Source organism: Amphritea sp. (genome assembly GCF_016744155.1).
Classification (GTDB): domain Bacteria; phylum Pseudomonadota; class Gammaproteobacteria; order Pseudomonadales; family Balneatricaceae; genus Amphritea.
In genome coordinates this window covers 1-14,213 of record NZ_JADGEW010000016.1, presented here as the reverse complement: position 1 = coordinate 14,213, position 14,213 = coordinate 1, and the positions used below count along the sequence as shown (strand labels likewise).

Annotated in this window: 11 protein-coding genes; 5 read left to right on the top strand and 6 right to left on the bottom strand. The window is 48.2% G+C overall.

The genetic code is table 11. The annotated features are described in order from the left end of the window. Positions 1-161: 161 nt before the first annotated feature. The 3 genes from QZZ54_RS12520 to QZZ54_RS12510 form a co-directional block, all read right to left on the bottom strand. Positions 162-737 carry a phosphoribosyltransferase family protein gene (locus QZZ54_RS12520; RefSeq protein WP_290703027.1) on the bottom strand — a complete coding sequence of 192 codons (576 nt, stop codon included), beginning with the start codon at positions 735-737 and terminating at the stop codon, positions 162-164. Positions 738-781: 44 nt separating this feature from the next. Continuing rightward, positions 782-1,357, bottom strand: a complete 576-nt coding sequence (locus tag QZZ54_RS12515) for a phosphoribosyltransferase family protein (RefSeq protein WP_290703026.1) — start codon at positions 1,355-1,357, stop codon at positions 782-784. A gap of 65 nt (positions 1,358-1,422) precedes the next feature. Beyond that, positions 1,423-2,769 (bottom strand): 8-oxoguanine deaminase, encoded by a 1,347-nt coding sequence (locus tag QZZ54_RS12510; protein ID WP_290703025.1) that lies wholly within the window; start codon positions 2,767-2,769, stop codon positions 1,423-1,425. 632 nt (positions 2,770-3,401) lie between these two features. Here QZZ54_RS12510 and xdhA point away from each other — a divergent pair. The 4 genes from xdhA to guaD are packed head-to-tail and all read left to right on the top strand — an operon-like array spanning position 3,402 to position 9,461. Continuing rightward, positions 3,402-4,841, top strand: coding sequence for a xanthine dehydrogenase small subunit (gene xdhA, locus QZZ54_RS12505; protein WP_290703024.1), 1,440 nt, complete (start codon positions 3,402-3,404; stop codon positions 4,839-4,841). Continuing rightward, positions 4,834-7,200, top strand: coding sequence for a xanthine dehydrogenase molybdopterin binding subunit (gene xdhB / locus QZZ54_RS12500; protein ID WP_290703023.1), 2,367 nt, complete (start codon positions 4,834-4,836; stop codon positions 7,198-7,200). Before xdhA ends, xdhB begins: the two co-directional genes overlap by 8 nt. A gap of 36 nt (positions 7,201-7,236) precedes the next feature. Beyond that, positions 7,237-8,067 (top strand): xanthine dehydrogenase accessory protein XdhC, encoded by an 831-nt coding sequence (xdhC, locus tag QZZ54_RS12495; protein ID WP_290703022.1) that lies wholly within the window; start codon positions 7,237-7,239, stop codon positions 8,065-8,067. Positions 8,068-8,120: 53 nt separating this feature from the next. After that, positions 8,121-9,461, top strand: a complete 1,341-nt coding sequence (guaD, locus tag QZZ54_RS12490) for a guanine deaminase (RefSeq protein ID WP_290703021.1) — start codon at positions 8,121-8,123, stop codon at positions 9,459-9,461. Between the two features lie 21 nt (positions 9,462-9,482). On the opposite strand, the gene QZZ54_RS12485 is transcribed toward guaD, so the two are convergent. From QZZ54_RS12485 to QZZ54_RS12475, 3 genes are all read right to left on the bottom strand, one after another. Then, positions 9,483-10,205 (bottom strand): GntR family transcriptional regulator, encoded by a 723-nt coding sequence (locus tag QZZ54_RS12485; protein WP_290703020.1) that lies wholly within the window; start codon positions 10,203-10,205, stop codon positions 9,483-9,485. Between the two features lie 519 nt (positions 10,206-10,724). Beyond that, the gene (locus QZZ54_RS12480) at positions 10,725-12,329 is read right to left on the bottom strand and encodes an MFS transporter (protein ID WP_290703019.1); all 1,605 of its coding nucleotides are present in this window, start codon (positions 12,327-12,329) and stop codon (positions 10,725-10,727) included. 113 nt (positions 12,330-12,442) lie between these two features. Further along, entirely contained in the window at positions 12,443-13,735 is a 1,293-nt protein-coding gene (locus tag QZZ54_RS12475; RefSeq protein WP_290703018.1) for a nitrate/nitrite transporter, read from the bottom strand. A 254-nt stretch (positions 13,736-13,989) separates the two neighbouring features. Here QZZ54_RS12475 and QZZ54_RS12470 point away from each other — a divergent pair. Further along, the coding region (locus QZZ54_RS12470; protein ID WP_290703017.1) for a type IV pili methyl-accepting chemotaxis transducer N-terminal domain-containing protein at positions 13,990-14,213 on the top strand (224 nt) is incomplete at its 3' end.

The window sequence follows — 14,213 nt, the reverse complement described above, 5'->3', positions numbered from 1 at the left end:
AGCCAAGGAAGGTGTGAATAAGCCCAATCTATTATCTGCAGGCATTCTAAGTCACTAGAGACTTTATTTTCACAGCTTCCCCAAATTCTCGGGCGCATATGATAAAGGATTTTTGGCTGTTTAGTGAGGATGATTACAGTTCATTCTCAATTTGAAGAAAATTAGCGGCTAACTGTCTCCATAATCCCTTGTAAACCAGGCTTATTAGCGAAGATCTCTGATTCACTCAGGCCAACCATTTCGTAAGGCAGCACCAGCCACTTATCGGTGGTATGCGTATAAAAGTCCGGTTCTCTCTCGGTGAGATTATTTTCCGGCTTAAACCAGGGAACTGCCACTTTTACATCTTCCGGCATATTGCGCTTAGCGCGCTGGGACAGCTGTTGAATCACGGCATCGATACTTTTGCCTGAACCAAATACATCATCAACAATCAATAACTTATCGTTACGGTTCAGGTTTTCGAGCAGGTAGCGCAGCCCATGGGCTTTGATACTTGCTTCACCATCAATCATCTCCTGATAACCTGGTAGCCCCCGATAGGATGTCCTGATCGAGATATGATCGGTCTTTATTCCCAGGTACTGCAGGCACTCCTGCACGTAGATACCAACGGTACTACCGCCACGCCAGATCCCGACAATAAAATCGGGACGGTAACCACTTTCAAAAATCTGCGCACCCAGACGAAAAGAATCGCAAATCAATTCCTGTTCAGTAATAAAATGTTTTTCCACAATACTCACCTTCTCAGACGGGAATAGTCAGGGTAATTTACCGATCAATCCGCTTTCGGAATCAGATGGCCGATAATATCGAACAGTTCCGGGCGATGCTCTTTAAGCTCTTCAGCAGTCAGCCCTTCCAGTGAATGCGGGTATTTCAACCAGGCTTCGGTCTCATGAAGGTAATACTCAGGATCGACCCCGGTTTTATTTCGGGTGGGCTTAAAATAAGGCACAGCAATACGAATATCTTCCGGTGTATTCAAGCGACATTTCGACCTGAGTTCTGCGATCACTGCCTGAATTGTCAGCCCTGTATCATAGACATCATCAACGATAAGCAGACTGTCGGTGGCCTGAATATTTTTGATCAGATAATCCATCCCATGAACCTTGACCTTCTTCGCCCGCTGGTCGATCTCATCGGCGTATGACGAGGTTCGTATAGCGATATGATCACTCTGTATACCGTAGTATGCGAGAAACTCCTGTACGGCGACGCCGATAGGTGTACCACCCCGCCAGATAGCAATAATATAAGTGGGTTTGAAACCATCATTGATTATCTGTGCTCCCAATCGAAAGGAGTCTTCCAGCAATGTTTGGGCATCAAGATAGGTTTTGTTAACCATTTAGTTCACTCTGTCAGTCAATCTGTTGCGGTTACAAAAGAGGCTTTCAGACTAGCCGTTCCAACTTAAAGAGCAAGTCGCCGGGCCAGTTTTTTCTGCCGTTCGATCAATGCATTAAGATCAAACCCTTCAATACGGCCATCGATAACTCTCCAGCGACCCGCCACCATCACTCGATCCGCCTGATGTGCACCGCATAGCACCAGCGCTGCTAACGGGTCTCCAGCACCAGCAAAACGCAGTTCGTCCAGTTTGAACAGCGCAATATCTGCCTGCATGCCCACTTTTAGAGCGCCGAGGTCATCACGCCCCAAACAACGGGCTGAACCTTCGGTCGCCCAGGACAGAACTTTTTGATGGGTAATTTCCGATGCCGCATAACGCAGCCGCCCTAACAGGAACGCCTGACGCACCTCCTGAATCATGTTGGAGCCATCGTTAGAAGCTGAACCATCGACCCCCAAGCCCACCGGGCTACCCGCCCGCTCAAGATCCAGAGTCGGACATAGCCCAGAAGCCAGTAACATATTTGATGTCGGGCAATGACTAATCCCGGTACCCGCCTCACCTAAACGACGAATTTCATCTTCATCGAAATGAATACCATGGGCCAGCCACACCCGATCACTCAACCAGCCTACTTTCTCAAGATAATCCAGTGGCCGCAGGCCAAACATCTGGATACAAAAATCTGTTTCGTCATGGGTCTCTGCAAGGTGCGTATGCAGCCGCACATCATATTTTTCCGCCAGGGTTGCACTGGCGGTCATCAGGCTTTCACTCACAGAGAAAGGCGAACAGGGTGCCAGCGCGATCCGGGACATAGCACCGGCATCAGGGTCATGATAGCGCTGAATCAGCCTTTCACTATCATCCAGAATAGTATCTTCATCCTGTACGGTAGACTGAGGCGGCAACCCCCCATCCTCTTCACCCAGACTCATGGAGCCCCGGGTCAGATGCACCCGAACTCCCAGAAGTTCAGCCTGAGCCATCTGAATATCGATCGCATTTTCCAGCCCCCGGGGAAACAAGTAGTGATGATCACTGGCGGTTGTGCATCCGGAGAGTAACAGCTCAGCCAAGGCTACCTGAGTAGAGACTTCAATCATCTCCTCACCCAATTTCGCCCATACTGGGTAGAGGCTCTTAAGCCAGGGAAACAGTGGCTTATTCAATGCCTGTGGAAAAGCACGGGTAAGAGTCTGATAAAAGTGATGATGGCTGTTTACCAGTCCAGGCAACATCACATGCTGGCTGGCATCAAACACCTCGTCAACAGGTTCTGCAGGCTGTGCACCACTGGCAAGCACCTCAGTAATCAGCTGATTTTCAATCACTACGCCACCAGCGCAGTCACTATCGAGAGTGGCCAATGGCGCCTTAATCCAGATACGTCGGGTACTATTCACTTATTCTCATCCACCAAACATTATTATCTATCACGGCCTTAAACAGTGCCGTACTTCTCTACTGACGTTTCTACTGATCTTTTACACTGGTAACGACAGGAAGCGGTAAACCCTGATCAGGCTATATCTCACATGGGATTTTACAGTTTTATTGAAAACCTAACCAATCGGTCAATTATTTCACAAAACACTAATTGTCTACAATATTCATAATAATTAAATACAATATTTAGACATTTTTTCTATTACAATTTTATTTACCTGACCATAAGCGACTAACATTGAGCAGACAGGAAAGCTGAAATTCCTTTATTTAGTGCATCAATCTTACATTCCAAGCATATCGCCCTGAAAAATAGCAAAGCAAAATAGATATAAATAAGTGTATACAATTTAATAAAATATTTTTGAAATCCCTTAACTCATCTTATCTAGACTATATTACTTAACATTAGAAAATAATAAGGATAACTATCTAAGTAAAAGCCTAATCGAAAGACAATAAACCTATCTGACAAACCAACTATAAGAATATTGAGCTTAGCCCGATGTTGACTTAAAAGTCAGGTTTCACTTTAATCATTGAATACCCATAAAACGACACCTCAACCCTAGTCAAAAAGGAGGCCGCCTTGATCAGGTTCTTAGTCAACAAAGAACTACGGGGTGAGCAACACTTAGACCCCAACATGACAGTGTTGAATTATCTGCGCTCCAAACTTGGTAAAACCGGTACCAAGGAGGGCTGTGCGTCAGGCGATTGCGGTGCCTGTACCGTTGTTTTAGGCGAACTCCAGGGTAATCATATCCGTTATAAAAGCATCAACGCCTGCCTGACCTTTATTTCAGCCCTGAATGGCAAACAATTGATCACTGTAGAAGACCTGAAACAGGGAGACCAACTCCACCCTGCCCAACAGGCAATGGTCGACAGCCACGGCAGCCAATGCGGCTTTTGTACTCCGGGTTTTGTTATGTCGATGTTTGCGCTGGGTAAGAATACCGGTAACCCAAGCGAAGATGAGATCAATGAAGCACTGGGTGGAAACCTGTGTCGCTGTACCGGTTACCGCCCCATTATCGACGCGGCAAAAAAGATGTATGGCGATCACACCCCCGATATATTTGAGGCAGAATTGAATGAAACGGTTGCCAGACTGCGCAAGATACAACCACAGCAACAAGCAGAACTGAACGATGGCAGTAAAAAATCGTTCAACCCAACTGATGTAACAGAACTATCCAGTCTGCTTGAGCAATATCCTGATGCACGCATGGTTGCCGGCGGCACTGATCTGGCACTCGAAGTCACCCAGTTTCATCGAGAAATAGAAACCCTTATCTATATCGGTGATATCGCCGAACTTCAACAGATCAACGTGAATGATGATCAGATAGAGCTAGGGGCTGGTGCATCACTCACCGATTGCTACCAGTCGCTGAATAGTGATTACCCTGATTTTGGCGCCCTACTGCACCGTTTCGCCTCACGGCAAATTCGGAATCAGGGAACCCTCGGGGGAAACATTGGCAACGCATCACCTATTGGCGATTCACCGCCAGCGCTTATCGCACTGGATGCGAAGATAGTACTCCGCAAAGGTGAACAGAGCCGCACGATCGATCTGCAGGACTATTTTGTTGATTATAAGGTCACCGATCAGCAGCCAGGCGAATTCATTGAAAAGATAATAATCCCGCGTTCAACAACCAACGGCAAGTTCCGCAGTTATAAAATATCCAAGCGTATCGACGATGATATTTCAGCCGTTTTGGGGTGCTTTAACCTGAAAATTACTAATGGGAAAATTGAATCCGCCCGCATCGCTTTCGGCGGTATGGCAGCCATTCCTAAACGTGCTAGCCTCTGTGAACAAGTACTAACCGGTGCTGCATGGAACATGGCGACAATTGAAAAAGCAAAAAAAGCACTCCAACAGGATTTCAGTCCCATCTCTGATTTTCGGGCCTCACAGGAATATCGTATGTTGGTAGCAGCCAACTTACTGACCCGTTACTTTGTCGAAATTGAATCCCCAGAAGTAGAAACACGGGTGACCGCCTATGTTTAATCCCGTGAACAATGGAAAAAACCACGCCGAGAGCGTGGCACTGGCGCAACAGGATCTAAAAACAGGCGTTGGCCGCAGCGTTAAACATGAAAGTGCAGCTAAGCATGTCAGTGGCGAAGCGATCTATATCGATGACCGCCTGGAGTTTCCCAATCAACTGCACGTCTACGCCCGCATGTCTGAAAAGGCTCATGCCCGGATTATCCGCATTGACACATCACCCTGCTACGCATTCCCCGGCGTCACCATTGCGATAACCGCCAAAGATATCCCCGGTATTGTCGATATCGGCCCCCTCAAACCCGGCGACCCGCTACTGGTTGAAGACTTAGTTGAGTATTACGGCCAGCCGATACTCGCTGTTGCAGCAGGCGATCATGAAACCGCTCGTAAAGCGGCGATGGCAGCCATCGTAGAATACGCAGAACTAGAACCGGTTCTCTGTGTCGAACAGGCCCTGAAAAACAATCATTTTGTTAGCGAACCTCATACCCATAAACGGGGTGACTCAGGGGCGGCGCTATCAACAGCCAAACACAAGATATCTGGCAGCGTCCATATCGGTGGTCAGGAACACTTCTATCTGGAAACCCAGGTGGCTTCGGTCGTCCCCACCGAAGATGGCGGCGTGCTTGTCTACTCATCCACTCAGCATCCAACCGAAGTACAAAAGCTGGTAGCTGCTGTACTGGGTATCTCTTTCAATAAAGTTCAGATTGATATGCGTCGCATGGGTGGGGGGTTCGGCGGCAAAGAGACTCAGGCAGCAGGCCCGGCCTGCATCGCAGCAGTAGTTGCAAAACTAACAGGCCGTCCAACCAAAATTCGCCTGCCACGCATGGAAGATATGATGATGACCGGAAAGCGGCATCCGTTCTTCAATCAGTACGAAGTCGGTTTTGACAACGATGGACGTATCACTGGCTATGAGATGAAACTGGCGGCTAACTGTGGCAGTTCACCGGATCTATCGGACTCTATCGTTGACAGAGCGATGTTCCACAGCGATAACAGCTACTACCTTGGTGATGCAACTATCACCGGATATCGCTGTAAAACAAATCAGGCATCCAATACTGCGTTTCGTGGTTTTGGCGGCCCCCAGGGCGTTATCATGCCAGAGATCATTCTCGATGATATCGCCCGGCGCTTAGGTAAAGACCCCCTGGAAGTACGTAAACATAATCTTTACGGTGATAAAGGCAGAGACACCACACACTACTATCAGAAAGTGGAAGACAACGTGCTGCCTGAGATGCTCGCCGAGCTAGAACATAGCAGTGACTATCAAAAACGTCGTCTACAGATCAGAGAGTACAATGCCAGCAACCCGATCTTGAAAAAAGGCCTGGCGCTGACGCCGGTAAAATTCGGGATATCCTTTACTGCGAGCTTTCTTAATCAGGCCGGCGCGCTGATCCACATCTACACTGACGGCAGCATCCATCTGAACCATGGCGGCACCGAAATGGGACAGGGACTGAATACCAAGGTCGCCCAGATTGTAGCTGAAGAGTTTCAGGTAGATTTCGACACCATCCAGATCGCCGCAACTAACACCGAAAAGGTGCCAAACACCTCGCCCACCGCCGCTTCATCCGGGGCTGACCTGAACGGTAAGGCCGCTCAAAATGCAGCGCGCACTATCAAGCAGCGACTGGTTGAGTTTGCCTCGCATCACTTCGAAGTATCAGTGCAAGATATCGAATTTCGTAATAACTATGTGGCGATTCGTGATCAGCTGATGCCTTTCGCTGAGCTTATACAGCTGGCCTATTTCAATCAGATTTCACTATCAAGCACTGGATTCTACCGCACACCTAAGATCTTCTACGATAGAGACAAGGCCCGCGGCCGTCCTTTTTTCTATTTTGCCTATGGTGCTGCCTGTAGCGAAGTAGTGATCGACACCCTGACGGGTGAATATAAGATTTTGCGGGTTGATATCCTCCATGATGTCGGCGCATCACTGAACCCGGCAATCGATATTGGTCAGGTTGAAGGGGCATTTGTGCAGGGCACCGGATGGCTGACCGCTGAAGAGCTGGTATGGAACGATCAGGGACGCCTGATGACCACCGGTCCTGCTGGCTATAAGATCCCGGCTATTACCGACATGCCGATCGATTTCCGCGTTCGCTTGGTTGAAAACCGCAAAAACAAAGAAGACACCGTCTACAACTCTAAAGCGGTGGGCGAGCCCCCTTTTATGTTAGGAATATCGGTATTCTGTGCCATAAAAGATGCCATCGCCAGCCTGGCCGATTACCGGATCAGCCCGGCCATTGACGCTCCGGCCACACCGGAACGTGTGCTCTGGGCCGTACAGGAAACTCAGCAGTATAAAGCTAAGCTGTAATAGCAGAATCTTGAATAACGATAACGGAGCGTACCGATGAGCCATGAGTGGATAAGAGCATTGAATCAGCTCGATGCCGACGCGACCCCCGGGGTAATGATCACCCAGGTGAATGAACGCGGCTCAACCCCTCGCAACGCCGGTACCAAAATGGTTGTCAGCCAGGATCATCAGTTTGATACCATCGGTGGCGGCCACCTTGAATACAAGGCGATTAAGATTGCCCGGCAGATGCTTGAACAGAAACAGAGCAAGCCACGACTGGAACGTTTTTCTCTGGGTGCGAGTCTGGGACAATGTTGCGGCGGCGCCACAACCCTGCTATTTGAGCCGTTGAATACCGGTACTGTACAGATCGCGTTGTTCGGTGCAGGCCATGTTGCCCGCGCCCTGATACCCGTACTGGCAAGCCTGCCCTGCCAGATTCGCTGGATCGATAGTCGTGAAGGTGAGTTTCCGGCGAATATCCCAGAGGGTGTCGAAAAAATCGTTAGCGAGTATCCGGTTGATGAGATAGACAGCCTGCCCGCTAACAGTTACTTCATTGTCATGACCCATAACCATCAACTAGACCAGGCACTTGCCGAAGCGATCCTGAAGCGTAATGATTTTGAATACTTTGGCCTGATCGGTTCAAAAACAAAGCGCAATAAATTCAGCCATCGATTACAGGCAAAGGGCTTCACTGAATCTCAGATTGCACGGATGATATGTCCCATAGGGATTGGTGAAATACAAGGAAAACTCCCGGCCGAAATCGCCGTATCTATTGCTGGCGAGATTATCGCCCACTACAACGACGCTTTTGGCAGCGATCAACAATCAACACCTGTAGACGCCTCAATTGTTGAACGGCTGGCCATATAGATGCCGGGCAGCCCTCGTAGAAAGACACTAATAAATAACACCGAGATACCTGAATGACAGCAATTTCTGTAACTGCATACCGTGCAGCTATCCTCGACAGCCTGGGCGACCCAGCTGAGCTGGGAATTGAAAACAGTTACCGCTATTTTGAAGACGGTCTGGTGATCGTCGAAGAGGGTAAAATCAGAGCCCTCGGCAACGCCAGTGAACTGTTACACACCCTCCCTGCAGAAGTACCGGTTCAACAGTATGAAAATGCGCTGATCATTCCTGGCTTTATCGATACCCATATTCACTATCCCCAGATCGGAATGATCGCGTCCTATGGCGAACAACTACTGGACTGGCTGGAAAACTACACCTTCCCCGCCGAAGAGAAATTTGTCGATAAACAACATGCCCGAGAGGTCTCTGAAATATTTCTCACCGAGCTACTGCGAAACGGCACCACCACAGCATTAGTGTTTGGCACTGTTCATCCGGAATCGGTCGATGCTTTTTTTAGCTGTGCCGAACAGAAAAATCTGCGAATGATCGCCGGTAAGGTGATGATGGACCGCAATGCACCCCCGAGTCTGATCGACACTCCTGATAGCAGCTACAGAGACAGTAAAGAGTTGATCGAACGCTGGCACGGTAAGGGCCGCCTGCACTACGCCGTCACCCCGCGTTTTGCACCAACCAGCACCCCGGAACAGCTAGCCATCGCAGGAAAGCTATTAACTGAGTATGACGATCTGTATATGCATACCCACTTATCAGAAAACAAAAATGAGATCGCCTGGGTTAAAGAGCTATTCCCGGAACAGACAGGCTACCTCGATGTATATGATCACCATAAACTATTAGGTAAGCGTTCCGTGTTTGCCCACGGAGTTCACTTGTGCGAAGACGAGTGCCAGCGTCTGGCCGATACCGATTCCGCTATCGCTTTCTGTCCCACCTCTAATCTATTTCTTGGTAGCGGTCTGTTCAACCTGCCCCAGGCAGAACAGTATAAAATAAAGGTAGGCATGGGCACCGATGTCGGGGCTGGTACCAGTTTTTCTATGTTACAGACTCTCAACGAAGCTTATAAAGTGATGCAGTTACAAGGTAAAAAACTGCATCCGTTTAAATCGTTCTACCTGGCCACTCTGGGCGGAGCCCAAGCCCTGGCCCTGGACCAACATATCGGCAATCTTGAGCCGGGCACTGATGCAGATTTTGTAGTTCTGGATTACCACGCGACACCCCTGCTGAAATACAGAATGGCTCAGGCCTCTTCGCTGGAAGAACGGCTGTTTGTGATGATGACACTCGGAGATGATCGAGCAGTTAAGCATACCTTTGCGATGGGACAGCCGGTACACAGCCGAGACACACCACAAAAAAACGCCCCTCAGAGCGTTTAATAGGCGCTATCTAAAAGATAACTACTTACAAACATTGGCGAAAATAGCTTTCAGATCACTGGTTGCAGCATCACCATCAAGATTCAGCTTGTCCTGAATATGATCCAGATGATGCATCATTAACTGAACCGCCAGATTCTTATCACCTTTGGCAATCGCATCAATCAGTTCGAAATGTTCATCGTAGGAACAGTGTGACTTAGCATTACTCTCATACTGGGCAATGGCCAGAGAACTGAGGGAGACCAGACTCCGCTGGAAACTGAGCAGCGGTGGATTGTTCGCCATTTCCGCCAACAGCAGATGAAACTCTCCGGAAAGGCGAATACCGGCAGCCCGGTCGCCACTGTCAAAGCAAGTCTGTTCAGCACGAACACACTTCTTCAACTGCTCAATTTGGGCGTTGTCTGCATGATCACAAACCAACTCTGTAACGGCTTTCTCCACGACTCTGCGGGCAAAGAGAATACCTCGGGTATCCTCAATCGATGGGCTGGCTACCACCGCCCCTCGATTAGGGCGTATCACCACTACCTGTTCATAACTAAGACGCGATAGCGCCCTGCGGATAATCGTCCGGCTTACACCGAAGATCTCACCGAGGGACTCCTCGTTCAGCTTGGTGCCCGGTGCGAGACGCTGCTCCAGGATCGCATCGAAGATATGCGCGTAAACAATATCATCCTGCGTTTTTTTACCGCCTTTCTTAATATCAACTTTCTTCATTTCAGATAACTGACTCATAAAGCTTTTTTGTCTCCAGAACGCAGCCAGAAAAAGACTCAACAAGCGTAAAGTTTACGACTTAAATGATGGCTGAAAGGTATAAGAATGATACAGAAAAGCTTAAATTCTGTACACAGGATGGAGGCTTAATCGTCTTAACCACACTCTTTCATCACCACTTTCACATGCTGGCGAAGCCGTTCAAGTATTGGAAAGATAGAGATTCCGTGACAAACAGGGTTAAAGATATTGAAAGGCAGCTACTCAAACCTGATGAATAATTTGTATACAATTTATTCTGGAAGGTTAGTACTAGCCTGTAACAACCCTAATCACGCTTCCAAGATTTGAAGCACACTAAGTCTAATTATCAGACGATAACACTGTGGAGGAAGAGAGGTTATATCACAGAGGACACAGAGAGCATCCAGGGTGTTACGGACTAAAAGAATTGAGATCTCTTATTTCAGATAGACATAGTAAAGGTTTCTCATGGGCAAAAAAACGGGGCCCGAAGGCCCCGTTATATTCCCCCAGTTACGGGTTCTTAAATTCAGCTTTTGGTCCCAGGTAGTACCACCAGTTCAGAATCAAACAGATAAGGTAGAACGCTGCAAAACCGTATAGCGCATTTTCAGGAGTAGCCAGTTTAATCTGCTCACCGAAAATCTTAGGGATAAGGAACGCACCGTAAGCGGCTACCGCAGAAGTCCAACCCAATGCAGGGCCAGCAAGTTCTTTCGGGAAGATCATGGCGATAGTACGGAAAGTCGAACCGTTACCGATACCAGTTGCAGCGAAGAGCAGTAAGAACAACAACAGGAATGGTACGAAGAACACTTCCGGAGTATCAGACTGGTAAGCCGCTTTCAGGAAGTATGCCACACCCAGTGCACTACCGATCATAACAATACCGCAGTACTGAGTAACCTTAGCACCACCCATCTTATCGGCCATCCAACCGCCGATTGGACGAATCAGGGCACCAATGAAAGGTCCCATCCAGGCATACATCAGAGCAGACGGACCATTAGCATTAACAACATTGTGTGTCATTGCTCCGTCAACCATCAGGTGCTGGTAACCAAATACTACTTTGATTGCCAAGGCAAAACCTGCAGAGTAACCGATAAAACTACCAAAGGTCATGGTATAGATAACACTCATCACCCAGGTGTGCTTGTTATCAAAGATCTTAAACTGACGCTGAAGATTCGGTTTAATATCACCCGGAATCATCTTCATCAGCATGATGGTTGAGAATAGAATACCCGCGATGACAGGCCACTTAGCCCATCCAGGTGCGCCAATACCGATAGGTGCTGGCAGGATGATGTACAGGCCACAAGCGGCGGTGAAGAAACCGATCAGTAACAGACCAGCAATCTTACTCATAGAGCCAAGCGGAGAACCGATATCGGGAGAAACAGCATCGGTACGGATGTTGTTCATACCGAACCAACCAGCAATAGCCAGAGGAATCAGCAGCACTAACCATACAAAGCCAGCATTGTGGATATAGGTTTCAGATCCAGCAGGAATCTTACCAATCAGCGTACCGGAGGTGTTTTCCAGAATCATCGGCTCACCACCGAAGATACCAAATGTCATCACCAACGGAATCAGGATCTGCATAGTGGTAACACCAGCGTTACCCAGACCTGCGTTCAGACCCAGCGCCAGACCTTGCTTCTTTTTAGGGAAGAAGAAAGAGATATTAGACATTGAAGAGGCGAAGTTACCGCCACCAATACCAGACAAAAACGCTAGAATTTGGAATACATATAGTGGTGTATCCTTATCCTGCAACGCGAAACCTGCACCAGCTGCCGGCAGCATTAGTAATGCAGTAGTAAAAAATATAGTGTTCCGACCACCCGCTATACGGATGAAGAAGCTACTAGGTATACGCAGCGTTGCTCCGGTCAGACCTGCAATACCGGCAAGCGTAAATAGTTCCGCTTTATCAAAATCAAACCCCAGATTAAGCATCTGTACCGTAATAATACCCCAGTACAACCAGACAGCGAATCCCGACAGTAAACTTGGGATAGAAATCCATAGGTTACGATTGGCGACCCTCCTCCCTTCTTCTTCCCAGAACTTATCGTTCTCGACATCCCATTTTTTTATATCAGACATAACTGACTCTCCAGAATAAAGCAGTCAGGAGTTCGTCTCCTGCTGCCTACGATTTCAAACCCTACCTGCGTTGGCGTAGCCCTGACTCTGTGAGTCAGTGCTACGCCAAACAATCAGGAATCAAGCTTTTCTTGTAAGAAGTTATTTCGGATAGCTTCTTGTAAACGATTTTGGTTCTCTTGCCGGTTGATGCCGTAATACATGACGGTCATACACAGCGCTAACAACCCGTAAAGCAACATGAAACAGGCGCTACGAATCCCAAACAGGTCTGTCACCAGACCAAACATAATCGGTAGAACAAATCCTCCGATCGCACCCAGCATTCCTACCGCGCCTCCTACCGTTCCCATACGGTCCGGGTAATAATCGTAAACGACGCGATACACACTGGAGCTGCCAAACCCCATAGCGACACCCACCACCATGATCAACCCAGTAAACAACCAAACAGGCATCTCCAGTGCAAAGGTGAAGTCTCCGTCATAGCCATGAATAGTCATCGTGGTCGGGGGATAGGAAAGAAAGAAAAGGCAAAACAAGCAGACCCAGAAAACACTCCAGTTCACTTGCCGTGCACCCATGTGATCAGCACACCAGCCGCCGAGTATCCGGGCTAATGCCCCCGGCACAGTGAATAAAAGAGTAATGAATGAAGCGGTTTTCAGATCAAACCCATAGTGATGTACATAGTAATCTGGAAGCCAAAGAGTCAGGGCGACATAGCCACCAAACATAAAGAAATAATACATACCAAAACGCCACACCCGCAGCTCCCGCAGCGGAGTCAGTATTTCGCCCAGAGACAGTGCCTTTCGCTCTTGACTACGGCGCTGATGCACCGGGTCATCCTGAGTCAACAACCAGAAAAATAGCGCTAGCAGTACCAGCACAAAAGCATAGGCAATCGGCGCCATACGCCAGCCATAAGCTATAATAATCAGCGGTGCCACCAGGTTGGTCAGGGCTGCGCCTAGATTGCCAGCACCAAAGACCCCCATTGCCAGCCCTTGATTATCCCGTGAAGCCCAGGATGAAACATAATGGATACCAATAACAAAAGTGCTACCAACAAAACCGATACATAAGCCGAGGGCCAGGTATTGCCAGTAATATTGGGCATAAGCGAAACCATACAGAGGTATGCTCACTAGCAGCACCACCCCCAACATTAGCCTCCGACCGCCGAAGCGCTCCGCTAGAATTCCCATCGGTAAGCAAGCTAAGGCACCACTTAAAATCGGCGTTGCCACCAGCAAGCCAAACTGAGTTTCGCTCAGCTGTAAATCCTGTTTAATCTGCAGACCAATAACCGAAATAAGCGTCCAGGTTGCAAAACAGGCCGCAAAAAGCAGGGTGCTCATGATCAAGGCAGAAATCTGTTTTTGTGTATCCTGGGGAGGCATTGGTCAATATCCGGTTTATGGACTTGCTGCTAAGCTAAACCCTCTACCGCATACGGGTATTGACCCAAATCAATACACAACTCACTGAAATTAGTGCATTTTTCTCTCAATACCTCTTTAGTGGTACCACCAGCAATAGTTGTAACTTTATGTTTTACCTTGTATTTTTGATACCTTGATTCGATCCTGAAGAAACACCAGATAACACACAGGTTCTTTGTGAGTACAGACGTTTTCTGAGGACAGGAGCCCAAATGAATTTTCTAAAAAAGTCTATCATCACCCGTTTGGGTACGGCGATGTTCGCGATCAGCCTGATGGCACTCATCAGCATGATCAGCTCGGTGATAGTGGCAGAAAGTACTCAAGGGGACGCCGCGGGTATAAATTTGGCAGGCTCTCTGCGGATGATGTCTTATCGAATCGTTGCCGAAACCCAACAGTACGAGAGTATCCCATCGGATAAAGCCTTAGCCAG